General features: G+C 60.1%; 21 protein-coding genes. 17 read left to right on the top strand and 4 right to left on the bottom strand.

What is annotated here, in order from left to right:
* Positions 1–25: 25 nt before the first annotated feature.
* Positions 26–664, bottom strand: coding sequence for an SCO family protein (locus GH665_RS17280; RefSeq protein WP_153136976.1), 639 nt, complete (start codon positions 662–664; stop codon positions 26–28).
* 181 nt (positions 665–845) lie between these two features.
* Complete coding sequence (locus GH665_RS17275; RefSeq protein WP_153136974.1) at positions 846–2,615, bottom strand: alpha/beta hydrolase; 1,770 nt, start codon at positions 2,613–2,615, stop codon at positions 846–848.
* Between the two features lie 357 nt (positions 2,616–2,972).
* On the opposite strand from GH665_RS17275, the gene GH665_RS17270 reads away from it, so the two are divergent.
* Positions 2,973–3,785 carry an FkbM family methyltransferase gene (locus tag GH665_RS17270; protein WP_153136973.1) on the top strand — a complete coding sequence of 271 codons (813 nt, stop codon included), beginning with the start codon at positions 2,973–2,975 and terminating at the stop codon, positions 3,783–3,785.
* Positions 3,786–3,815: 30 nt separating this feature from the next.
* Here GH665_RS17270 and GH665_RS17265 read toward each other — a convergent pair whose 3' ends face one another.
* Positions 3,816–5,033 carry a glycosyltransferase gene (locus GH665_RS17265; protein WP_153136972.1) on the bottom strand — a complete coding sequence of 406 codons (1,218 nt, stop codon included), beginning with the start codon at positions 5,031–5,033 and terminating at the stop codon, positions 3,816–3,818.
* 11 nt (positions 5,034–5,044) lie between these two features.
* Positions 5,045–5,662, bottom strand: coding sequence for a TetR/AcrR family transcriptional regulator (locus tag GH665_RS17260; protein ID WP_153136970.1), 618 nt, complete (start codon positions 5,660–5,662; stop codon positions 5,045–5,047).
* A 579-nt stretch (positions 5,663–6,241) separates the two neighbouring features.
* On the opposite strand from GH665_RS17260, the gene GH665_RS17255 reads away from it, so the two are divergent.
* The 16 genes from GH665_RS17255 to GH665_RS17180 all read left to right on the top strand — a co-directional run bounded on the left by GH665_RS17255 (position 6,242) and on the right by GH665_RS17180 (position 23,118).
* Positions 6,242–6,655 carry a hypothetical protein gene (locus tag GH665_RS17255; protein WP_153136968.1) on the top strand — a complete coding sequence of 138 codons (414 nt, stop codon included), beginning with the start codon at positions 6,242–6,244 and terminating at the stop codon, positions 6,653–6,655.
* A 131-nt stretch (positions 6,656–6,786) separates the two neighbouring features.
* Positions 6,787–7,353 (top strand): hypothetical protein, encoded by a 567-nt coding sequence (locus GH665_RS17250; protein ID WP_153136966.1) that lies wholly within the window; start codon positions 6,787–6,789, stop codon positions 7,351–7,353.
* A 122-nt stretch (positions 7,354–7,475) separates the two neighbouring features.
* Positions 7,476–7,970, top strand: a complete 495-nt coding sequence (locus GH665_RS17245) for a hypothetical protein (RefSeq protein WP_153136965.1) — start codon at positions 7,476–7,478, stop codon at positions 7,968–7,970.
* A 263-nt stretch (positions 7,971–8,233) separates the two neighbouring features.
* On the top strand, positions 8,234–9,172 hold the full coding sequence (locus GH665_RS17240; RefSeq protein ID WP_153136963.1) for a glycosyltransferase family 2 protein: 939 nt from the start codon (positions 8,234–8,236) through the stop codon (positions 9,170–9,172).
* Positions 9,169–9,555, top strand: coding sequence for a GtrA family protein (locus GH665_RS17235; protein ID WP_408271754.1), 387 nt, complete (start codon positions 9,169–9,171; stop codon positions 9,553–9,555). The genes GH665_RS17240 and GH665_RS17235 overlap by 4 nt, the downstream gene beginning before the upstream one ends.
* 218 nt (positions 9,556–9,773) lie before the next feature.
* Positions 9,774–11,255, top strand: coding sequence for a hypothetical protein (locus GH665_RS17230; protein WP_246216237.1), 1,482 nt, complete (start codon positions 9,774–9,776; stop codon positions 11,253–11,255).
* Between the two features lie 810 nt (positions 11,256–12,065).
* Positions 12,066–13,700 carry an FAD-dependent oxidoreductase gene (locus tag GH665_RS17225; protein WP_153136961.1) on the top strand — a complete coding sequence of 545 codons (1,635 nt, stop codon included), beginning with the start codon at positions 12,066–12,068 and terminating at the stop codon, positions 13,698–13,700.
* A 188-nt stretch (positions 13,701–13,888) separates the two neighbouring features.
* Entirely contained in the window at positions 13,889–14,572 is a 684-nt protein-coding gene (locus GH665_RS17220) for an N-acetylmannosamine-6-phosphate 2-epimerase (protein ID WP_153136960.1), read from the top strand.
* On the top strand, positions 14,569–15,489 hold the full coding sequence (locus GH665_RS17215) for an ROK family protein (RefSeq protein WP_167530959.1): 921 nt from the start codon (positions 14,569–14,571) through the stop codon (positions 15,487–15,489). The genes GH665_RS17220 and GH665_RS17215 overlap by 4 nt, the downstream gene beginning before the upstream one ends.
* 69 nt (positions 15,490–15,558) lie before the next feature.
* Complete coding sequence (locus GH665_RS17210) at positions 15,559–17,115, top strand: ABC transporter substrate-binding protein (RefSeq protein ID WP_217361884.1); 1,557 nt, start codon at positions 15,559–15,561, stop codon at positions 17,113–17,115.
* A gap of 57 nt (positions 17,116–17,172) precedes the next feature.
* Positions 17,173–18,126, top strand: a complete 954-nt coding sequence (locus GH665_RS17205; protein WP_153136957.1) for an ABC transporter permease — start codon at positions 17,173–17,175, stop codon at positions 18,124–18,126.
* Positions 18,127–18,240: 114 nt separating this feature from the next.
* Positions 18,241–19,134, top strand: a complete 894-nt coding sequence (locus GH665_RS17200) for an ABC transporter permease (RefSeq protein WP_217361883.1) — start codon at positions 18,241–18,243, stop codon at positions 19,132–19,134.
* Between the two features lie 7 nt (positions 19,135–19,141).
* The gene (locus GH665_RS17195; protein ID WP_153136955.1) at positions 19,142–20,071 is read left to right on the top strand and encodes a dihydrodipicolinate synthase family protein; all 930 of its coding nucleotides are present in this window, start codon (positions 19,142–19,144) and stop codon (positions 20,069–20,071) included.
* A 1-nt stretch (position 20,072) separates the two neighbouring features.
* Complete coding sequence (locus GH665_RS17190) at positions 20,073–21,098, top strand: ABC transporter ATP-binding protein (RefSeq protein ID WP_153136954.1); 1,026 nt, start codon at positions 20,073–20,075, stop codon at positions 21,096–21,098.
* On the top strand, positions 21,085–22,116 hold the full coding sequence (locus GH665_RS17185) for an ABC transporter ATP-binding protein (RefSeq protein ID WP_167530958.1): 1,032 nt from the start codon (positions 21,085–21,087) through the stop codon (positions 22,114–22,116). The genes GH665_RS17190 and GH665_RS17185 overlap by 14 nt, the downstream gene beginning before the upstream one ends.
* Before the next feature lie 42 nt (positions 22,117–22,158).
* Positions 22,159–23,118: an alpha/beta hydrolase gene (locus GH665_RS17180; RefSeq protein WP_153136950.1), complete on the top strand. Its 960-nt coding sequence runs from the start codon at positions 22,159–22,161 to the stop codon at positions 23,116–23,118.
* The last annotated feature ends 17 nt before the right edge of the window (positions 23,119–23,135 follow it).

The raw sequence follows: 23,135 nt of genomic DNA, 5'->3' as shown, positions 1-23,135 counted from the left end.
GGCCTCGGTATCCTTGAACGTCGGACTACACTCGTCCTAGCGCGTTGAGCACATCGCAGATTTCGTCTGCACGCGGAAGGTCGGCACTACGCCAGCGCAGCTTTGCGCTCGCATCGAAGCAATAGATCTGCGTTGCATGATCGGCGAGGTTCCCGAGTGGCAAGCGGCTACCCGAGAGCGCCGTGCGTATCCGGTCGACATCGCCCAATGTCGGCGTTGCTGCGTGCCAAGCAGGGCCCGCCTGAAAACGCATCAGCCATTCGTGCAACGCCGGGGGCGAATCGGACAGCGGATCGATTCCGATCGACAGCAATTGAACCGGATGATTTGCGCGGATATTTGGTATCCGGTCCTGGACCGCATTGAACAGCGCACCTTGCAACGGGCATACCGAACTGCAACCGGTATAGATCGTCTGCAGCGCGCTCACGTGCTGACTCAGCAAGTCGTTCAACCGTTGCTTCCTGCCGGTCTGGTCGACTAACCAGACATCGTCGAGTTGAACCGGCGGATTGACGACCCCCATCGCCACATGTTGCGCGTATAGGCGGGGCGGCGTCGCGGCCAGCGCGGCCAGCGTGGCCGATGCCATACCGCGCAGCACAGCACGTCGAGTCAGTTTTCGAATGGACGTGTGCTCGATGGGATCGGGGCGCGTGTTCATTTTATTTGTTGAATCAAGCCCTGGCTGTGGTCTCTGCGAATGTCTGACGAAGGGGGACGCTGTGACACTCACACGTTACCGATGCAGGCGAGTGCAACCTCCGGGAGTCCACCTGAAAAAGATAGTCGATGACGATGCGCGCGGGGCGGCGAACTACATGCGTTTGTGCGCTCGGCCACACTCATTTGGGCGCGAACGCCTGGGTGAAAAATGTCTCGCACAACGCGGCAACCCGCTGCCGTGCCGCAGGATTCAACACCTCGTGGTCCATGTTCGGAATCACCATCGCGCTGGCATGCGCCAGCTTGTTGAGCCGGCGTCCGCCGCGGCCGAAGTGCAGGCGTAGTTCGTCCAACCCGTGATCCAGCGGACTGAAGAGCAGCCGGACCCGGACGCCTCGCGCATCGAGATCCATCATGCGCCGCCGGGCGCGCGAGCCCTTGTTCACCGCGCTGCCGTTCGCGTCGCCGGTCAATGACGCGACGGCACTCACGACCGTGTCGATGGCATAGCGGGACAGCGTTCGCAACACCGGCCGCAAGCTAACCTCACCGCGCAGAACCTGCGACCATTTTTGCGCGCGAAGCATGGCGCGGAAATGGGCGCGTGTTGAACCTGCGCCGATCTTTGCGGCGTCACACATCCTGAAGCCAACCGGAAAGTCGAAACCCTGGAGATTGACCAGCAGGAGGGCGGCGACGGCCGGGTTTTTCGTGGCTGCGTGAAGCCCCAGATAGGCGCCTGAACAGATCCCGAAGACGGCGACGCGCGGATGCCCCCTGTCGACGGCCCAGTCGACCGCCAGCGACGTATCGGCGGCGAGCTGGTCGTAACTGAGCAAGGACGGGTTCGCAACTGTCCCCGCACCGCGGCTGTCACCAATGCCGTCTGCATCGAGTCGCAGCGATGCGATTCCCGCTTGTGCCAGCGAACGGGCGAGTTCGACGTTAAACCGGCCGTCGCCGACATGATGCGTTGCGGCAGTGTTGGCGATGACGACAAGCGGCGAGCGTTCCGAACGGCCGCCCGGTTCGCACAGCATGGCGAATAAACGTCCATCGGCAAGCTCGACCGGTGTCTCGACAATGCCGTGCAAACCGACTGCGCGCCGGGAAGGCGCTGAGGGCGCCACTGCGTCAAATGCAGCGGGCGGAAACGGCGCGGGTGAGCGTGCTCCTTCGCGGACGAACCATGTCTCGATCGAACTCAATGCCGCCCGAGGCAAGACGGCGAGCCATGAGGGCTGCATCGCCTCAGGATATTCGGGAAACGGCAGGGAATCGACCTTTGCGCCAAGCGTGCTGTACAGGTTCGCCAGCTCGTAGCTGGGACCCTGACTGCCGGCGTGAACGATCAACAGGCTGCTCGCGGGTATCGACGTGACCCGGCGCAAATCGTATTTGCCGATTGCTTCGATGGCGGCGCGGCTGAAGCGATGCCCCAGCACATCGAATGCGTCGGCAGGTTCTGTATAGCTGGCCACATGGCGGGCCGTCTTGTCGAGCCACGTGCGCTGCAGGACATCCATTTCTCGCACGAACTGCCGCCCAACCACGACTGGCGCGATGAGCGCCACCGTATCGACGCGCGCTGCACGCGCGGCCTGCGCGGCAACCATCGCGCCAAAGCGGACCCCGATAAGCGCGACGCGTTCGATGCCCGTTGTTCGTCTGAGGAAATCCACGGCTTCGATCGCTTCGTCTACCCATTTGTCCGGTTCGACGAGCTTGCCGGTATCAACGGAGTCGCCGGTGCCGGCGTAGTCGAATCTTAGTACTGCAAATCCCTGGTCCGCGAGACGGTCGGCGAGCGAGCGGATGGTTTGATGCAGCCATAAAGCTTCATGGCCGAGGGGGCCGCAGAGCACGATCCCTAATTGCCTGGTTTTGTCAGGCCGTGACACTGGCTCGTAAAGCCAACCGAAATGTCCGCCGAAATCGACAGGATGCATTTTGAAGTCCACTTTATTCGTCTCTCTGTCCTTGCGGCGACTCACAGCATTCGCCGCGGGGGCTTTTCCAATGCTTTCGCCGTGCCATGGTTTTAAGACTTGGAATTTGTGGCGTTATTACGCGATATCGGGGTGGGTGTTGTCGGTGCGTTTGCGCACGTAGCCGGCGGAGGGCGAAATGAAAGCCGTTATCACGCCTTCGGACGGATATCAGACCCTATGCGCCATTTTTCGTTATGCGCTGTACATCATTCGATGCCCAGAATATTTTAGTTTTCGTTGAACGGTGGCGCCGCGGATTCACATGGGTGTTCCGCGAGTGGCGCTTTTGCCGGTAGTGCGATCTGGAGAACTGACTTGCACGATCTCTTGAAGGCCACGCTTAAGTCCGTGATACCCCCGGCGCTGCTGCGAGCGCTTCGACCGCAACGCAGGCACGCGGACACCTGGGGCAGCGCCCGATACGGTCTGCACGGATTGCGCCTGCCAGGAGGAAGGCATTTCATTTACCGGCCTTCGACGGCGGATCGCATGGTATGCGAGCAGATTTTTTTTAACCGGGACTATGCGACGGATCACCTGGCCCGCTCGAACGAGATCGGCGATTTTTACGAGGCCTGTCCCGATCCCATCATCGTCGACGCGGGTGCCAACATGGGCGCCGCAGCGGTCTGGTTTGCGCTGACCTACCCCAAGGCCAAGGTCCTCGCCGTTGAGCCGGACGCCGCGAACTACGGGTTGCTCAAACTCAACACGGCTTCGTTTCCGTCCGTCTTGCCGCTGAACGCGGCTATCGCGGCAAATAGCGGAACGCTTTATCTGAATGATCCAGGCGTTGGCGCGTGGGGCTATCGCACAGCGGAGCAACCCGGTGAACACTCCAATGCGGTTGAAGCGATGACGCTGGAGCAGGTGTTGGCGAAATCGAGCGGCACGCCGTTCATTCTTAAGATCGACATCGAAGGTGCCGAATCGGATCTGTTTTCACGCTACACAGCAGTATTGGACCGGTTTCCGCTGGTTATTATCGAACTGCATGACTGGATGCTTCCGCGCGAATCAACGAGTCTTAATTTCCTGAAATGGCACGTTGAAATGAAACGGGACTTCGTTAACTACGGCGAAAACATTTTCTCTATTTCCAATACGATGAATGGTGGAGCACGCTGAGTTGTGCCCATCGCCGCAGGGTTCGCTGAATCATGTGCGAAGGAGCGTCTCTATCTCCGCAACGGCGGTTGCTGTGCCGTTTTCCTGCGCCATTCGTTTTCCAAGCGCAGAGGCGCGTTGCCTCGTCTCTGCACGCTGTGCAAATCTGATCGCCTGTTTGAGCTTGTCCCGTTCCAGCTTGCGCGTTGCTACTGGGTCGCCGGCTACGCCGAGGCGTTTCAGTTGATCGGCCCAGAAGAACTGGTCTCCTGCAAAAGGCAACACGACCGATGGTACCCCTGCGCGACACGCCGAATGAGTCGTGCCGCTGCCGCCGTGATGGATAACCAGCGAGGTCCGCGGGAACAGCCATTGATGGGGTGTTTCTTCGACGATGAAGAAATTGTCGGGCAGCGTCATATCGTCGGGCGTGCCGGACCAGCCTGGATACAGGAGCACGCGAAGCCCTTGCGCAGCGTCTATGAAGGCATTCAGCACGGCTTTCCGGTCGAATCCGACCATGCTGCCGAATCCCAGATACACGGGAGGTTCGCCCTCATCCAGAAATGCTTTAAGCGCAGCCGGTGGTACCCATGACTCGGCAGGCGCCAGCCATTGCCCGCACAGTAGCGTGTGCGCGGGCCAATCCTGCGGTTCGGGTAACAGCGCGGGGGAGACGCCGTATAGCATGGGGTGCGCTGTCCATAGTTTCCGGCGCGGTGGCAGCCCAAGCACGCTTTGTCTTGCGCTGTTGGTCGCTTTGCGGAAAGCGAGCCATAGCAGATTGTTCACTGCATGATGGCTGATCCGATTTAACGCCGCGGGCATCCAGCGAGAAGGAAGGAATGGCGAGGCAAATGCCTGTGTCGGAGAGATGGGTATCAGGCCGGCGCCGATCACGCGTATGCCGAGATGCTCGGAAACGGATAAACCCACGAAGGCCGCCAGGCCCGATACGATCAATCCATCGCAGCCTATGGCCGCCTCGGCGGTCTGCTGCATCCAGCTGCGCGTCTTGGCGTTTGCGATGCTCGCCAGACTCGCCGCTGTGGCGTTGACGCCTTTGCCGCTGGCCATCAAGGTACTCAACTCGTCTCTTATGTTTCCGCTCAACGCCGCATGAGGAACGCCCAGGGCGATGGCGCTCCCAAGCGTTGCGCCATCGGCGAGCAGCATGACCTCGTGTCCCGCATCCATCAAGGCGCGGCACAGCACAGCGAGAGGTCTCGTGTCGCCTTCGGTGCCGTAGGTCAATGCGAGGAGTTTCATCTGGATCCCTCTTATTCTTCGTTCGGCGCGCGGGCGCTGCCTTGCAGGAAGACATCGATCGCAAGAGCGAATTCGCGGCGCAGTTCAAGATTCGGCAGGGCCAGCCAACGCATCAGCGCGCCCAGATAAAGGTGATGAAAGAGCGTGGCAAGATGCGCAGCGCCGAGGTCGGCGCGGATTTTTCCGACGTGCTGGCTATTGCGGATCATCTGCGTGTAGAGCGCTACAAGCCCATCGGCGCCGCCGTCAGTCGTGGACGCCTGGATGCCCGCAAAGCAGAACTTCAGATACGGCGGCAGCAATTCTCTGTGCGCTGTGCACCACTGGGCGGATAGATCCAGCAGTGGAGGGACGCCGTCCGCGAATTCCGTGTGTGCGGTTATGCCGAGCGCGAAGCCCTGCAAATCTCGCGCAAGTTCCTGATGGATCCAGGATGCCAGCACAGCTTCTTTGGTCGGGAAGTGGTTGTATAGCGTGCCTCGCGCGATATCGGCTACCTGCGCGATCTGTTCCATCGTCACGGATTCGTACCCGTCCCGCTGAAATAGATCGCCTGCAAGGCTCGCCACTCGTTCCAGGATGCTTTGACGTTTGCGAGCCCGACGTCCAGTCGTATCGGTGGCACTCATCGGTTTCGATAAATTTGAACAGAGATCAAAATTGTACTCTGTTCAATTATCGGGTCAACCTATGTTCACTTCGACTGCGCTGGAATTGAGTGCGTATGGCGGTGTTCCTGGCTGCTAGCGAACTATCGAAAGTTAAATGTAATTAAAAAATATTGCCAAATATTCCTAAAGAACACCTGGCTTGGGCCGTTATTCGTCGTACGAATGCTGCGACTGCACAATCGCGTGCATCGAGCGAATCCACCAGAAGAACCCGCAACGCACAGTTGCGTGAAAACGAGAATGACCAGCAGCGCACGGCGAAGTAGCGCGGGCCACGGGAAGACTACGGCAAGGTTCCGGTCGAGACGCCGTGCTTCAAGGTCGACGAACCGACGCTGGAAGTGCAGCCCGGTTTAAGCGAGGTGGCGGAGTCGGCCGGTGCGCGCGCCTTGCTGCCCAGTCCTCTTTTCCCGGGTGAATTGACTTTCGCCAATGACGGCCAGCAGCGTTATCGCGGGACCTTAACAAATGCGATTTTCGTACGCACGACACGTCTTCGCAGGCGTACACCATCATTTTCCTGAAACTCCCGCTCATATGAAAAACATCTTCACGCTCTCTCTCCTACTTGGCGCTCTACCAGCATTCGCGGCAGCGCCAAAATGCCAGACACAAACTTTCGGTCAGCACACCTCAAGAATATGTATCACTGAGGTGCCGTTCCAGCACGACTACTACACCCTATCAGTCGACAACGCCGTGATTCTTTCGGCGCCCGACGACTACATCGAAAACGTCTCGCTCACTCACACAATTCCCGAGGACGCAGGCGTCGAATTCCCGCTGTCGAACCAAGGCGTCCCGACTGTGACCATTCAGGGCGGATGCTTGCCTGTCAGTGAAAAGCAGACTGCGGGATCGAAAACAGTCAGCGTCGAGGTGGCTCGCGTCTGTTCGTTCAAGTGGGGTAACGAACAGATCGTCAAAGACCTCCGCTTCAGCTTCGAATGAAGTACGCACAAATCCATTTTCCAGGCGACGTCGTGAGGCGATAACCTCCGCACTCGCAGCGCTCGATACATTTGATCCGCCGCACGAACCGATAATCCACACCAAACCAAAAAACTAGAAAACGCCACGCCGTGAAAAAACTCCTCCTCACCGCTCTCTGCTTCTCAACAACCTCCGTCTTCGCCGCCAGTCAGGTTTTACTGGAAACCCCAGTCACCTACGCGCCGGATGCCAGCGTCGTCGACCAGATCAAGAACGAATGTCACATTGAAGACATGCTGACGCGCCACGTAGGCGACGCACTTCGCCGCATCAACAAAACGGGCGACGGCACCATCGCGTCGCAAACCGACGCGGGCGGCGCGAAGATTCTCAGATTGCAGATCACCCACGTACTGGGCGTCGGCGGCGGTGCATGGAGCGGCCCCAAGGCTACGACGGTGAGTGCCGATCTGCTTGAGGACGGTAAGGTCGTCCGTCACACGAAGATTAACCGCTGGTCGGTGGGCGGCATGTGGGGCGCGTTCAAGGGAAGCTGCTCGATTCTCGATCGCACAACCATTGTGATCAGCAAGGACCTGAGCCGTTGGGTGCGCGACCCGTCCTATGAGATCAAGGAAGAAGCGCCGCCGAAGGATGCCTCGGCTTCCGAGCCGACGGCCCAAACCGATCCCGCGAGTGCCGCGAAGGCCGAGTAAGCGGGCGTCGGTCAGCGCGCGCAAATTGCGTCGAGCGACGTGCCTCGCGAATGTCCCGCAGGCGCAACAGACGCTCGTTGGCTCACTGACCAGATAGTTTCTCTACATTAAAAAAGAAAGTCATGAAGTCCAGAATAACAATCGCCTGCGTATTCTCCCTTCTCGCGGGCTGTACCACCATTGGCCATCCATATCCCTTTCCAAAAGACTCGGAGCCCGCCGCGGATCTCCGCATCCAGGGCACTGGAGTCTATCTCCTGACATTGAATGAAAAGGGCTGCTACACGGGGAAAACATCTGTCGACGGCAGCCCGGGCGCAGTGCCGGTAAAAGTCGTGCCGGGCAGTCCGCTCGTGATCTCTTACGAGCAGAACGTCTGCATGATGCCCGCGACCTTTACGCCGCAGAAAGATGCGCATTATCTGCTGATCGCCGAGGAAGGGGCCAAACCGTCCGACCCGACTAGCTCGTTCGTCGGATTGCTTGTGCATACACCCCAGCGGCAATGCGCCGTTGGCGTCTTCGAACTTGATAACGAAGGGCAACCGCTTAAGCCCGTTAAGGTGACTGCGGTGAGACCTCGTCAGACAGGACTGACGTGTATTAAATTTCGGTAGTCGAACGTAACCGGAAAGCAGCGGGAATCCCCGGTGGGCAGGGCGGCACAACCGGCTGGCCGTGGCTTGGCGGCCAGCGCTACGAAATCCGCAAACTTCGTTGCGCGCGGCCAAGGCGGTCTCTATACTCGTACGCTCGCTCGTAAAGATCGGGCAGACAGGCTGCGATAATAGAAAGAAATGCCCCTTTGCCGGTCGGCCGTTGCCGCCGGGCTGCGGCTCATCCCGTCGCCTGATCGACCTTTTACCTCAGCCTAAATCGAATGACCGCATTGTCCACCGGCCGAGTCGCCGTCCTGATTCCCTGCCTCAACGAAGCGTTGACGGTTCCGAAAGTGATACGCGACTTCAAGAACGCGTTGCCCGGAGCTGAAGTGTTCGTTTTCGATAACAATTCCACCGATGGAACCATCGAAGTGGCGCGGGCGGCAGGCGCAACGGTGCGCAAAGTCACATTGGGGGGCAAGGGCAATGTCATCCGGCGTATGTTCGCAGATGTCGAGGCGGATGTTTACGTGCTGGTCGACGGTGACGATACCTACGACGCCGATGCAGCCCCCGGTATGGTCTCGATGCTCGTCGACGAAAGCCTGGACATGGTTGTGGGAACCCGTATCAGCGAAGAGCAGTCCGCGTACCGATTCGGTCATCGGTTTGGCAATGTTATGTTGACCCGATGCGTGTCGTCAGTCTTCGGCAACACTTTCACGGATATGCTTTCTGGTTTTCGCGTCTTTTCCCGGCGCTACGTCAAGTCCTTCCCGGCGCATGCGTCCGGCTTTGAAACCGAAACCGAGCTGACCGTGCATGCCTTGGAATTGAGGATGCCGGTTTCGGAAGTAGCCACCGTTTACAGGTCGCGACCGGAAGGTTCCGCCAGCAAGCTGAATACGTACCGTGACGGCTTTCGTATCCTCGTCACCATCGCCAGGCTCCTGAAATCAGAGAAGCCATTTCTGTTTTTCTCGTCGGCTTCACTGGTTTGCGCACTTGCTTCAATTCTGTTCGCGATACCGCTGCTGCAGACCTATCTGGAGACCGGGCTCGTGCCGCGCTTGCCGACCGCATTGCTATGCGCGGCGCTCATGCTGCTCGGGAGCATTCTGCTCGTCTGCGGCATCGTGCTCGACACCGTCACACATGGCCGGGCCGAGACCAAGCGGATGGCTTATCTCGCTGTTCCGGGGCCAAACCGCTCGTGATCGGCAGTCAATTCGTCCGGTTCGCGATCGCCGGCGTAATCGGCTTCGTCGTCGACGCCGGCGTCCTGTATCTGGCATTGGCCTGCGGGCTCGGTTTTTTTGCGGGGCGGATCGTGTCGTTCATGGCCGCTGTCTGGGTGACGTGGCGTATCAACCGGCGGCACACTTTCCGCGAGCGAGCCGAGAGGTCCGCGTGGGTCGAATGGTGGCGCTATCTGCTATCCATGCTCGGTGGCGCCAGTGTGAACTACGCAGCGTATTCGGTCGTTGTGCTTACCGTTCATGGCTCGCGGCTGGTCCCTCTGATTGCCGTGGCTTGCGGCTCTGTCGCAGGAATGTTTGTCAATTTCTTCGCCGCAAAATTCTGGGCGTTCAAGGCATAGCCTGATCATTTGTTACGTAAAACGAAATGAATAGAAATTCCACCGCGCGCGGGCGCTGGTTCCTCATGCCGAGTATGAACAGCCCTCGCGCCTTGACGCGCGCATGCTGGATCGTGCCGCTGATATACGGTGTCTATTCGTTTATGCAGGGTGCGGATTCGAATTGGGATGTTCGCAACTATCATCTCTACAACGCGTTTGCGTTGCTGCATGGGAAGATGGCCATCGATCTGGCGCCCGCCGGAATGCAGAGCTATTTCAACCCGCTGCTGGATGTTCCCTACTACCTGATGGCGATGCACCTGCCGGCGATGCTGGTGGGCTTTGTCATGGGCGTTCTGCAGGGGCTCAACTTTGTGCTGCTGCTTGGCGTGTGCCGTCTGGTGTTTGCCGATCTGCCGGAGCAGGAGCGGTATCGGACGCCATTCTGGCTCGCACTTGCCGGATGTTTTACTGCGAACTTCATGTCCGGGATAGGCAATTCGATGGGCGACAACACAACGTCGCTTTTTTGCCTCGGTGCCCTGCTGATCGTGATGACGGTTTGGTCCCGGCTGGCCGAGGTGAGCGCGCGCGTCCTGTTGACCGTGGCAATCGGCGGTGTGATCTCCGGTCTGGGTGCGGGGTTGAAGCTGACCACCGTCGTCTATTCAGTCGCGCTGTGCGGGGGGCTGCTGTTCGCTCCAATATCGTCCGTTGCACGCCTGCGCGTGGCGTTTGTCTTCGGCGTTGGCGTGCTGCTCGGTCTGGCTGCAACGGGGGGGTACTGGTTTCTGGAATTGTGGCGCCTGTACGGAAATCCGGTCTATCCGCAATACAGTGCCATTTTCCCGAGCGCGCTGACATCGAGCGTCGGGGCCGTGGATACAAAGTGGCTCCCCAACAGCATCTGGGAGGCTTTGGTTTTCCCGTTCGTCTTTTCAATTAATCCACACCGCGTGGGCCAGGTGGAACTGCATCAGGCAATCTGGGCCGCAGCGTACGTGATCTTCTGGTGGTGGGTCATCGCAACGCTTGTGCGCAGACGCAAGGGCGTGTCTGTGCCGGGACTGCCTTCGCCTGCCCGCTATGTGGTGGCTTATGTCGCCATTGGGTATCTCGTGTGGATGAAGGCGTTCAGCATTCAGCGGTATCTGGTGGCCATCGAGCTTTGCGTGCCTCTCTTCATTTATTTGTTGCTCACGCAGGTGCTTACCCAGCGTGCGGCACGGAACGTAGCGCGAGTGTTGCTGGTACTGAGCTCTATCGGGGTGCTGATTGGAGGCGCCCATTCCTGGGGACATGAATCCTGGGCGAAAAAGATGTTCGTCGCAGATGTGCCGCAACTGCCCACGCCACAGACGACAACCGTGTTGCTCACTGCCGGCGATCCGCCGCTCGGCTGGCTGGTGCCGATGTTCCCCGATACGGTTGCCTTTGCCACGATCAGGTCGGCGTTTCCGCAGGCGCGACCGGCATACGACAACAAGATTCACGATATCGTCAGGACCCGAGGCGGCCCTGTGTACGCGCTAGTACCGGGCTACTGGACCGGCGGTCGGGAGGATGCAGCGAAGGATTCGGCCGAACTCGCCGAGTCCGGCCAGGCGTTAGCCGACTACGGATTCCTGCTTGACGCCGGATCATGCAGGACTTTTCAGGCCCATATCGGAAAAGGCGTGTATCCGTATCAGTGGTGCCGCGTCGCTAGCGCGCGGTGATCAAGTGGCGTACGTCGTGGCGGCTGTGGGGCGCCACGAAGTGCCCGCATCTCCAGCAGTCAGTCGGATAGGGGTTTTCCCTGCCTGGGTTCGAACTTAAACGAATCTCAACAATCGCAGCATCGATCTCCACTGTCGAGATTCAATTCACTTTGAATCGGGTATGCCGCTACGATGGGCTCCCCCGAACTTGCTGCTCAAGTAACTTTGAACCCTTCGGTCACTTAAGTTTGAACTATCCGACGTTTGGTTCATTTAACTTTGAACTTTCTTGACGAGCCGCTGGCGATTCCATCCAACCACTGATTTGCGCCGTTGGTTGTCGAAGTTCAAGAATCCACATCACATCCACATCCCCGGAATCATGAACCCAGCATCGCGCTGCGTTTGATCCGCGAGCTTACGACCGACGCAAGGATTCATGGCTGCAGTACGCCGAATATCGCCGATTTGCCGGCACTTATTTCAGCGTCCTGAGCGGGCCGATCCGGGCGGCAGCATGCATGGGGTAGCCGTCGGCCAGGAGCGGACGGTCACATGCGTCGCTGCGCGGACGTTCAGGCGTCGGCTCCGCCCCGTAACCGGCCATCCAATCGTAAAGGACGGACGCTCGCTCATCGGCCATACCCTGTTGATGTCCACCCAGAATTGACCCATCTGAGCCAGTAGGGGATTCGGTGGAAATCAACAGGGAAGGACCCGCTCGCGGTTTCTTACTGACGTGATCGACCCTGGCGACAGGGGGAAACCCCTGGCTTATAGAGTTTGCCTAGTGATGTTAAGATATCAGATATCTAATCTTTAATCAGTATGTCGATGGGTGCGATTCTGGAAAGATCGGAATGCGATGTACTGGTCGTCGGGGCCGGCATTGCAGGCTTGGTGGCGGCGGTACAGGCGGCCGACCGGGGAATGAAAACCATCGTCGTCTGCAAGGGGAAGATTGCTGGCGGCGCTAGCTATTTCCCCGGGAAGGCGAGTCTTGGCATCCAGGTGACGAAGGGGGCGAGCGACTACGAACTGTTCAAAGGCGACATCGCGCAGGTTGCGAAAGGGATGAACGATCCGGCGATCGTTGACGCCTACCTGACCGATTCGCCCCACAAGATCAGCCTGCTCAACAAGATCGGTTTTCGTCCATGGTTGCGCGGCGACAATCGGCCGGCATGTTTTGCCCGGCACCCGCGCGACATTTTCATGATTAGCGATTGGCAAGAAGCTTCGCGCAATGCTCGCGCGATCATCGGAAGCAGCGAACACATTGTTCCATTCGAGCGCTCGAGCCTGATCAGGATTCAGACGGACAGTGGACGGATTGTCGGGGCCGTGATCGAGCGCGACGGCGAGTACGTGCTAATTCGCTGCAAGGCGATGGTGCTCGCGACAGGGGGCCTCGCGAGTCTGTATCAGCATAACCTCTATCCAGGCCATCTCTATGGCGGCGGCCATGCTACGGCGCTCGAAGCCGGCTGTCAGCTGGTCAACATGGAATATATCCAGTTCATTCCTGGGTTGGTTGCGCCTAAAAACAAGGTGCTGTTCGGCGAGCACACCCTGAAATACTGCACCGGCATGGTCGACCAGCAGGGGCGCGACCTGTTCGCCGACTTGTCTCCGTCGGCGAGCGAGGCGTTGTTCGTCGAACGCAGCGCGTATGCACCGTTCAGTTGCGACTACGCGTCGCAGATCTTTGACATACGGATGATGGAGGCGATTCGCGCCGGCTCCGACGGCGTGCGTCTGACATTCGGCGCAAATCTGTACGAAGACCGTTCCGAGTTCTATGCGATCTACCTCGACTGGCTGAAACGCGAGCGGGGAATCGACATGTGTGTGGACGAGATACGTGTCGCGCCCTTTGCGCACAGTTGCAATGGCGGCATTCGCATCGACGAACACGGCGAAACCGCCGTGGCGGGTTTATTCGCGGTGGGAGAGGTGTCATCGGCGATTGAAGGGGCGAACCGTCTGGGGGGCAACTCGGTGGGCGGTGCGCTGGTGTTCGCCGATCGTGCGATCGAAAAGGCGGCGCACTATCGGGATTTGCACGAGTGCAGTGTCTCGTTCGACGAAATGGCGCGTGACTTCCAGTCATGGTGCGCGCAATTCGCCGCCATCGAATCGACGTGCACGGCCACAGAGGTGCTCAAAACAGTCAGGCAACTCCTCTGGATCAATGCAAATGTCCTCAGGGAGCACAGGTCGCTGTCCGACGCGCTAGCACGACTCGACGAGCTGGAGGCCGCCTACAGTCCGCTCGTTCACGGCTTCGACGCGTATCACGCGCTGGCCGTCGCGAAAGTCCTGATGCTCGCGATGCTGGGGCGCAGGGAAAGCCGTGGCGCGCATTTCCGTGCCGACTATCCCAATGCTGATCCACGCGTGTACCGGCAGATCGTCGCGTTCCACGCCGGCGCTCTCGAGATTCGCCGCGATCATCAGTAGGCTCCCCGGCATGGCGTTTTCGGCTCCCGGCAAGCTAGCGTCGATCTTCATGCTCCATCACGAAAAAACAGTTGCTGCCCGGAAATTTGTGATGTTAAGATCAGATATCAGATATCCAACATGATGTGTGAAGCAGGCGATGGTAAGGAACTTTCCGCGCCTGACAGCCACACCCGGAGTGCCGGAACATGAATATTGAAATACTCAAAGGCAAGCTCATCGTGTCGTGCCAACCGGTCACTCACGGTCCAATGGATCGGCTTGAGATGATTGTCGCGATGGCGCGTGCTGCTGTGGCCGGTGGCGCAAGCGGTCTTCGTATCGAGGGCGTCGACAACGTGCGCGCAGTATCTGCAGTCATTGATGTCCCCATTATCGGCATCGTCAAACGGGATCTGGCGGAAACGCCTGTACGCATCACGCCGTTCGAAGCGGACGTCCGCGCATTGGCCGACGCCGGCGCGCAGATCATCGCCGTCGATGCAACGAACCGGCCGCGTCCGGTCGCCGTGGCGGCGTTGCTGAGCGCGATCCATCAGGCAGGTTGCATCGCGATGGCGGACTGCGCGACGGAGATCGACGGTTTGACTGCGGCGTCGCTCGGGTTTGAGATGGTTGGGACGACGTTGTCCGGCTATACACAGGAAACCTTGACCTCTTCGGACGAACCGGATTACGCATTGATGTCGGCGTGGAGTCAGCGGGGACTTTGCGTCGTGGCTGAAGGGCGTCTTAAGACGGCGCGCGACGCCGCGCGTGCGCTGAACGCGGGTGCATTTACCGTGACAGTAGGCTCGGCCATTACGCGCATCGAGCACATTACCGAATGGTTCGTGCATGCGATGAGCGCGCCCGCTGGAGAACAGCAGTGATTCTGGCGTTCGATATCGGAGGGACAAAGCTCGCGGCCGCGATGGTCGAAGAGGGGCGGGTGGTGACGCGTCGGCAGGTTGCGATGCCGCAGGATATCGAGAGCTTCAGTTGCGCGATAGATGAACTCGTTGCGGACATGCCGGCGCCCGATCGGATCGCGGTGGCATCAACCGGCTTCATTCGCGACGGCCATATTTACGCGGTCAACCAGAACATCATCAGTTTCTGGAATGGCTTCGCGCTGCACGCGTTTCTGAGTACGCGGTTTGCCTGTCCGATCGTGATGCTTAACGATGCGCAAGCCGCCGCGTGGGCAGAGTATCTTGTCTGCGATGCGGCGATTGGTAACCTGCTGTATCTGACGCTGTCGACCGGCGTAGGCGGAGGCATCGTTGTCAATCGTCATTTGCGAATCGGCTGGACAGGGCTCGCAGGGCATATCGGACACACTACGCTATGCACGTTTCCGGTCGAAGGCAGGATGACCTGCGGCTGCGGACGCAAAGGCTGCCTCGAGACGATAGCGTCCGGAACGGCCATCGCACGGCAGGCGTTGTTCGTATTCGGTGAGCCGCTCGACAGTCGCGAGGTGTTTGCGCGTGCAGCATCCGATGGCCGGGCAGAGCGGATTCTGGTCAACGCGGCACACGCGGTTGCCGAGGCGATTGCCAACTGCGTGATGTTGCTGGACGTGGAATGTGCTGTGATCGGGGGAAGCGTCGGACTTGCGCCAGGCATGATCGAGCGTATCCGCTTGGCGTTGCAGGTTGAATCCGGGCTGACGCAGATTGCTGTGACGAAGGCAGTTCTTGGCGCGGACTCGGGGTTGATTGGCGCCGCCCGGTGGGCAGCCGGCGCTGATCCGTCGAAAGAGCGCCCTTTGGGGGACGCGGCACATTACCCAACGGTTCACTAGAGATCGGTACCCATTCAGTACCGCAGGCGCACCAGGCCTTACGCCTGAACGCAACAAAGGAGACAAAAAATGAAGTTTCAGACAGGCGCCCAGATTGCCACTGCATTCGTGATTGCCGCAAGTACGATGCTGGGTGCTCCCGACGCGGGTGCGAGCACGTTCACGGGTGCGTTCGATACCGGCCCCGCGGGCGCGCCGCAACAATTCAATCCGCTCACCGCAACGGCGGGTTACAGCTGGTTCAATAAGTACTTTGGCACGCTGGTGCTCTATAACGTCGAAATGAACAAGATCGGCGGCGATCTGGCCAGTGACTGGACGATCGCGCCCGACGGCAAGAAAATCACGTTCCATCTGCGCCACGACGTGAAGTGGCACGATGGTCAGAAGTTCACCGCGAAAGACGTCAAGTTCACCCTGGATCTGCTGAAAAATCCTGACTTGCCCAACCAGTTCTGGGCGCGCCTGTCAGACATTCAAAGCGTCGACGCGCCGGACGACAATACGGTTGTGCTGACGCTCAGCAAGCCCAACATTGCTTTGCTTGACGCACTGACCAACGTGATGATCGTTCCCGAGCATTCGCTTGCCAGTATTCCCGTCAGGGATTTGCGCACGGCTGCCTGGTGGAAGACGCAACCGGTCGGCACGGGACCCTACAAGTGGGGCAAGTACGTGCCGGACCAGTACGTCGAGCTCGATGCAAATCCGGCGTTCTACCGCGGCAGGCCGAAGATCGACACGCTCATTAACCGCTATTTCAAGGACGATGGCGCTGCTGTGCTCGCACTTCAATCGGGCGACATCCAGTACAGCTATATGTCACTTGCACAGGTGCGCAATACGAAATCGGACAAGTTCCGGACGATTGCGGGCCCGGCACGTGTGGTCAACTACATCGGCCTGAATTTTAACGATCCGCGCTTCAAGGATGTACGGGTCCGTCAGGCCATGCTGATGGCGATCGACCGCGCGGGATTGATCAAGACTCTATACGCTGGACAGGCCAAGGTCGCGAATTGCGTGCTGACGGATCCACAGTACGTGCCGACGAACCTGAACCCGTACGCCTATAGCCCGGACGCCGCGAAGCAGTTGCTGGCTCAGGCAGGCTGGGACAAGATCAAGGGCGCACCGATTGAACTGCTGACGTACTACACCGATCCGGTATCGAAGAACGCGATGGCGGTGATTCAAGCCATGCTCGGCGCAGCCGGCGTCAACGTGCAACCGCGTTTCGTCGACGCGCCGACCTATGGCGAACTGGTGCGGGCGGGCAAGTTTGCGATGGTGTTTGCTGGCACGACCAACGGTCCGGATCCGGATGTGCTGAGCAGCGTGCTGGAGTCGGCGTATGCGCCGCCGCGTGGCTACAACCTGATGCACGTCAACATGCCGCAACTGGATACCCTGCTTGACCAGGGGCGGGCGGAAACCGACCTGGCGAAGCGTCCCGTCATCTACCAGAACGTTTGCCGCTATACCAACGCTAACCTGCCCTGGCTTCCGATGCTGGAAGCCAACCGGTTTGCCGGCGTGTCAAACCAGGTGCAGGACTTCGTGTGGACGTCGGCCCCTGGCGGCGGACGCTACATGGAGCATGCCGAACGCTGGTCGATCAAATGACGCAAGGACGGTCGCCGTTGTGCGATCGGTCCGTTCGTCGCTCGCGTGAGTGCCAACATGACTAACTATCTGATTAAACGGTTCCTGCTCAACATACCGATCCTGCTTGCGGTGCTTGTGGTCGTTTTTGTGTTTGTCCGTCTCGCTCCGGGCGACCCGGTCGACGCGTTCGCGCCACCCGGACACGATATCTCGGCTGTGCAGAAGGAGGCGCTGCGCCACGAGATGGGACTCGACCGCCCCCCTTACGTCCAGTTTTACTACTGGATGAAAGAGGTGACGAAGGGCAATCTCGGGTACCGCTACAAGGATGGTTCGCCGGTTGCGCGTGAAATCGAACGGCGAGTCCCGGCGACGTTGCTGCTCACCGGAACCGGGATCGGCATCGGGGTCGTGCTGGGCGTTCTGCTAGGGCTTGTCAGTGCGCATATGAAAGGTAGCGTCATCGACCATACCTTGTCGTTGCTCGCGTACGTCGGCGTCAGCGGCCCGGTCTTCCTGCTCGGCATTCTGGCGCTCTACTTCCTGTCGATGACGCTTGGCTGGTTCCCGACCGGTGGCTATGCGACGCCGGGCAACGGAAGCGTCACGGACATCCTGTGGCATCTGATCCTGCCGGCGTCGGTGCTATCGATCCAGTATGTGGCGACCCTGATGCGCTACACACGTGCAAGCCTGCTCGAAGTGATGACGCAGGACTATATCCGCACCGGCCGCGCGAAGGGACTGAGCCGCTCGCAGGTGCTGACGCGGCATGCGTTTCGCAATGCACTGATTCCGATCGTAACGGTCATCGGCGCGAACTTCGCGAACATCATCGGTGGTGCCGTGTTTCTCGAGACGATCTTTTCGTGGCCGGGTATGGGGACGTTGCTACTGGACGGCATCGCATCGCGCGACTATCCGCTGATCATGGGGATCACGCTGTGGATCGCGATTGCGGTGCTGATCGTCAACCTTCTGACGGATGTCGTGTATGCGTTCATTGACCCGCGTATTTCGCTTGGTTGAGCGGCCTCGCGCAATGAGCGCCGAGGACGAAACGAGAGATACCTGCGGCACGACCTGTAGGCCGCGCAGGCTGTGCATGAACATGCCGGGAGCGGCCATGATGGAGAGTTTCGAATGCAACAGAACATTGCCATTGCGCGCGTGGCTTCAACGGGTGAGCGCCGCATGAAGTCGCCCGTTCTGCGCCGCTTCATGCGCAACAGGCTGGCGGTCTTCGGCCTGACGGTGTTCGGTCTCGTGGTGGCGCTGTGTATCGTTGGACCGATCGCAAGCCATTTCGGGCCGAACACGATCGATCTGAACGCAGTGTCGCTGCCGCCCTCGGCCACACACTGGTTCGGCACCGATGAAACCGGGCGGGACATGTTTGCGCGCACGCTCGCGGCAGGCCAGGTGTCACTCACGGTCGGGGTGCTGAGTGCACTTCTGTCGGTCATGATCGGTTTGATGTTCGGCGGAATCGCCGGCTACTTCGGTGGCCGCATCGACACGCTGATCATGCGTCTGGTCGACGTCGTCATGATCTTTCCCACCACCATCGTGTTGCTGACGCTTGCGTCCGTGCTCGGACCGGGAACCGGCAAGACCGTGGTCATCATCGGCGTGCTCACCTCTCCGCTCGCGGTGCGCCTCGTGCGGGCACGCATTCTGACCGTGCGCGAACTCGATTTTGTGTCGGCGGCGCGCCTGATGGGCGCGGGCAACGCGTACATCATCGTGCGCCACTGCCTGCCTAATACGACTGATGTGATCGTCGCGTTTGCGAGCTTGAACTTCGTGTCGGCCATCATGATGGAAGCGGGTCTGAGCTTTCTCGGTCTGGGTGTGCAGATGCCATTCGCGAGCTGGGGCAGCCTGCTGAGCCTGACGACCGACGCGTCGATGATGCAGGCCTATCCGTGGATGTGGCTGCCCGCAGGGATTCTTATCGTTGTGACGGCGCTTGCCGCCAACTTTTTCGGCGACGGACTTCGTGCCGCCTTTGATCCAAAGTCAATCAGGAATTAAACGCAAAATGAATCAGCTCTCCTTGCACGGAATCGTGCCCCCGGTTGTTACGCCGCTTACCGAAGATATGCAGATCGACGCACCGTCGCTGCGTCGCGTCGTGCGCCATCTGATCGATGGGGGCGTGCATGGCCTGTTCATCCTCGGGTCGTCCAGTGAGGTTGTGTTTCTCGATCCGGCGCGCCGCGCGGACGTGATCCGGATCGCGGTCGACGAGGCCGCCGGCCGCGTGCCGGTGATCGCCGGTGTGATCGACACCTCCACCGACCGCTGCGTCGAGCATGCCAGGCAGGCCCACGAACTGGGCGTGGACGGTCTGGTGCTGACCGCGCCGTTCTACGCCCGCACGTCGCAAACGGAAATCGTCGATCATTTCTGCTATGTCCGCGATGCGGTCGATCTGCCGCTGATCGCCTATGACATTCCAGTCTGCGTGAATATCAAACTGGAACGAGACACGCTGCGTGCGTTGTACGAGCGCAAGGCCATCGTCGCCCTCAAGGACAGCAGTGGCGACGACGGCAACATGCGCATGGTGATGCGCGACTTCGCCAGTCATCCCGACTTTGCGGTGCTCACGGGTTCCGAAATCACGGTTGACTATGCGATGCTCGGCGGTGCGCACGGCGCGGTGCCCGGACTCGCGAACGTGGATCCGGCAGGTTATGTGCGCCTGTATGAAGCCGCTAAGAAGGGTGACTGGGTTGCCGCACGTGCCGAGCAGCAACGCCTGATCGAACTCTTCGAGATCGTGTTTCAGGCATACCCGGACGTGAGCCGCAACGCGTCAGGTGTCGGCGCCTTCAAGACCGCGATGCAGATGATGGGCATCATCGCGCATCGTCACATGAATCGTCCCAACGCCGTCCTGTCCGATGTGCACGCTGCCAAGGTGCGTGCGATCGTGGAAAAGAGCGGACTGCTGCAGGCAGGTTGACATGAGCAACGACGCCATCGCTCTCGACGTGAAGCAACTGTCCGCGCGGTTCGCTTCGCCCAATGGCCAGATTCACGCCGTGACGGATGTCACATTGCAGGTGCGGCGCGGGGAGACATTGGCGCTCGTCGGCGAATCCGGTAGTGGCAAGTCGGTCACGTCGCTCTCGCTGATGCGCCTGCTCGACAGTCGTGCGCAGCTGTCGGGTCAGGCGTGGGTGCATGCTGACAGCATGCCTGCGGTCGATCTGCTTGCGCTCAGCGAGAAGCAGATGCTGCAGATGCGCGGCAACCGGATATCGATGGTTTTCCAGGAGCCGATGACGTCGCTTAATCCGGTTCAGCGTATCGGCCGGCAAGTGGAGGAGGCGCTGACGATTCATGGCGCGGGCAAGCGCGGCGATACGCGGGCACGCGCAATTGAATTGCTGGGCAAGGTAGGCATTTCAGATCCGGCCTCGCGTGCGCGGCAGTATCCGCATCAGCTCTCAGGTGGCATGCGCCAGCGCGTGATGATCGCAATTGCGCTGGCCTGTGAGCCTACGGTGCTACTCGCGGATGAGCCCACTACGGCGCTCGACGTCACGATCCAGGCGCAGATCCTGCACCTGCTGCGCAAGCTGCAGCGTGAGGAGGGCATGGCGGTCGTGTTCATCACGCATGACATGGGCGTGGTCGCGCAGATTGCGGACCGTGTCGCGGTGATGTACGGCGGCCAGATCGTCGAGACGGCGCCGACCGCCGAACTGTTTGCCGCTCCGAAGCATCCCTACACCAGGGCGCTGCTGGACTCGATCCCGCGCCCGTCGGACGGGGGTGTACTGCGCGGCATTCCCGGGCAGATCGAAGCGATTGTCGGCGCGCCGAAGGGATGCCGCTTCGCCAACCGATGCCCACGGGCCGAAGCGCGTTGCAGTGTTGAGGTGCCGGTGGAGTCGCACGTCAGCGCTATCCATAGCGTGCGCTGTCATTTCTGGCAAAGGGATGGTGAAGGGCTGAAAAAGGATGAACGATATGAAGACAGATGATAAGGGCGCGGGACAGCCCATTCTCTCGTTCGACCGTGTTTGCCGCGAGTTTCCCGTCAAACAGGCGTTCCTGCAGCCGCAGAAAGTTCTGCATGCGTTGACCGATGTGTCGTTCGACGTTCGGCCCGGAGAGATCATCGGTATTGTAGGCGAATCGGGCAGCGGCAAGTCGACGCTGGGACGGATCGCGCTCGGCATGATGCCGCCCACGAGCGGCTCGGTGCGCTACCGGGGGCAAAATCTCGCGGAACTGCGCGGCAGGAATCTGCGCCAGGTTCGCCGGGATCTGCAGATGGTTTTTCAGGATCCGAATGCGAGCCTCAATGGCCGCATGTCGATCGAGCAGAGTCTGCTTGAACCGTTGATGCTGCACAAGCTTGGCTCGCGCGTCGAGCAGCGCGCCACCGTTGCGAAACTGCTGGACGTGGTCGGTCTGCCGGGCTCGGTGTTGCAACGTTATCCGCACGAACTGTCGGGTGGGCAGAAGCAGCGCGTCGTCATCGCTCGCGCGTTGACGCTTGAACCAAAAGTGCTGGTCGCCGACGAAGCCGTCGCGGCACTCGATGTGTCGGTCAAGGCCCAGATCGTCAATCTGCTGCTCGATCTGCGCAAATCGCTGGATCTCGCGATCCTGTTCGTGTCGCACGATCTGCCGATCGTGCAGGGTCTGTGCGACCGTGTGCTGGTGCTGTATCTGGGACGCGTGATGGAGCTGTCGAGCCGGGCGGCCATACAGGATGGCGGTTTGCATCCGTACACGCAGGCGTTGACACGCAGCTCGCCGGTGCCCGATCCGGCACGCAGACTCGCCGCGGAAGATCTGCTCAAGGGCGAGGTGCCGAGTCCGTTGAACCCGCCGTCGGGGTGCGTGTTCCATACGCGCTGTCCGCGTGCGATGCCGCAATGTTCAAGCGCGGTGCCACCGCTCGTGAAGATGCCGGGTCATCACGATGTTGCGTGCCTGCTCTATGGCAAAGAAGAGGCGGCGACAGTTGCCGCGCCGCTGACGCCGGCATAGCCCTGATCGCCACACGTCCCTTCGAAAGGTCACAGTCAATCCATGTCCTCCAGGCATCTTCTTGACCCCGCCTATCAGTTGCTGGCCGACACCACGCTGCCGCCGCTGACGCACGACACGTTACATAGCCGGCGCGTGCTGGCTGTGCAACTGGCGGCGCAGCGATCGCAGACGGCCTCGCGCGAACTGGATGCCGTGCGGGTCGCCGAGCGATTCGTGCGTGGACCGGCTGGCGCGCCGTACGTTCGCGTGCTGGTGTACACACCGGATGTCGACGCGATATTGCCACCCGTGCTGGTTCATATGCATGGCGGTGGCCTGGTCATGGGAACACCGGAAGCCGCGGACCTGCGCAACCGGCGTCTTGCTGTGGACGTCGGCTGTGTCGTTGTGTCGGTCGACTATCGGTTGGCACCGGAAACACGGTTCTGCGGTGCGGTGGAGGATTGCTACGCGGCGTTGAAGTGGGTCCATGGGAACGCCGACGCGATCGGGGTGGACCGTGCAAAGATCGCGGTCGGCGGAGAGAGTGCGGGCGGAGGCCTCGCGGCTGCGCTTGCGTTGCTCGCCCGGGATCGTAACGAGATTCCGGTGCAGTTCCAGTTGCTGACTTATCCCATGCTCGACGACCGGACGGGTTCGACCGTCGATGCGCATCCGTACGCAGGCGAATTCGTCTGGTCCAGTGCTTCGAACCGCGTCGGATGGTCTGCCGCGCTTGGTGACGAGCTAGGCATAAACAGGATGTCCACGTACTTGCCGCCCGCGCGGGCCGAAAGCCTTGCTGGTCTGCCTGCTGCATTTATTGCGGTCGGCACCCTCGATCTGTTTGTCGAAGAAAATCTGGCCTACGCGAACCGCCTCATTGCCGCAGGCGTGCCGACCGAACTGCATGTCTACCCAGGCGCGCCGCATGGGTTCGATGCCGTCGGCGGAGCGGATGCGGCGAAACACTGCCGGCAGGCATCGACGGCGGCCTTGTGCCGCGCGTTGGGCCGCTAGACGCGGTGAGTGTCCCT

The sequence above is a fragment of the Paraburkholderia agricolaris genome (assembly GCF_009455635.1).
In the GTDB taxonomy this organism is placed as follows: domain Bacteria; phylum Pseudomonadota; class Gammaproteobacteria; order Burkholderiales; family Burkholderiaceae; genus Paraburkholderia; species Paraburkholderia agricolaris.
Note: the sequence above shows the minus strand (reverse complement) of the source record. Positions and strands in the feature narration are given on the sequence as shown.

Excerpts from the sequence above, each read along its gene's own strand:
- GH665_RS17280 (WP_153136976.1), bottom strand. The coding sequence starts at position 664 with ATGAACACGCGCCCCGATCCCATCGAGCACACGTCCATTCGAAAACTG.
- GH665_RS17275 (WP_153136974.1), bottom strand. The coding sequence starts at position 2,615 with ATGCATCCTGTCGATTTCGGCGGACATTTCGGTTGGCTTTACGAGCCA.
- GH665_RS17265 (WP_153136972.1), bottom strand. The coding sequence starts at position 5,033 with ATGAAACTCCTCGCATTGACCTACGGCACCGAAGGCGACACGAGACCT.
- GH665_RS17260 (WP_153136970.1), bottom strand. The coding sequence starts at position 5,662 with ATGAGTGCCACCGATACGACTGGACGTCGGGCTCGCAAACGTCAAAGC.
- GH665_RS17255 (WP_153136968.1), top strand. The coding sequence starts at position 6,242 with ATGAAAAACATCTTCACGCTCTCTCTCCTACTTGGCGCTCTACCAGCA.
- GH665_RS17245 (WP_153136965.1), top strand. The coding sequence starts at position 7,476 with ATGAAGTCCAGAATAACAATCGCCTGCGTATTCTCCCTTCTCGCGGGC.
- GH665_RS17240 (WP_153136963.1), top strand. The coding sequence starts at position 8,234 with ATGACCGCATTGTCCACCGGCCGAGTCGCCGTCCTGATTCCCTGCCTC.
- GH665_RS17230 (WP_246216237.1), top strand. The coding sequence starts at position 9,774 with ATGGCCATCGATCTGGCGCCCGCCGGAATGCAGAGCTATTTCAACCCG.
- GH665_RS17225 (WP_153136961.1), top strand. The coding sequence starts at position 12,066 with ATGTCGATGGGTGCGATTCTGGAAAGATCGGAATGCGATGTACTGGTC.
- GH665_RS17220 (WP_153136960.1), top strand. The coding sequence starts at position 13,889 with ATGAATATTGAAATACTCAAAGGCAAGCTCATCGTGTCGTGCCAACCG.
- GH665_RS17210 (WP_217361884.1), top strand. The coding sequence starts at position 15,559 with ATGAAGTTTCAGACAGGCGCCCAGATTGCCACTGCATTCGTGATTGCC.
- GH665_RS17205 (WP_153136957.1), top strand. The coding sequence starts at position 17,173 with ATGACTAACTATCTGATTAAACGGTTCCTGCTCAACATACCGATCCTG.
- GH665_RS17200 (WP_217361883.1), top strand. The coding sequence starts at position 18,241 with ATGCAACAGAACATTGCCATTGCGCGCGTGGCTTCAACGGGTGAGCGC.
- GH665_RS17195 (WP_153136955.1), top strand. The coding sequence starts at position 19,142 with ATGAATCAGCTCTCCTTGCACGGAATCGTGCCCCCGGTTGTTACGCCG.
- GH665_RS17190 (WP_153136954.1), top strand. The coding sequence starts at position 20,073 with ATGAGCAACGACGCCATCGCTCTCGACGTGAAGCAACTGTCCGCGCGG.
- GH665_RS17185 (WP_167530958.1), top strand. The coding sequence starts at position 21,085 with ATGAAGACAGATGATAAGGGCGCGGGACAGCCCATTCTCTCGTTCGAC.
- GH665_RS17180 (WP_153136950.1), top strand. The coding sequence starts at position 22,159 with ATGTCCTCCAGGCATCTTCTTGACCCCGCCTATCAGTTGCTGGCCGAC.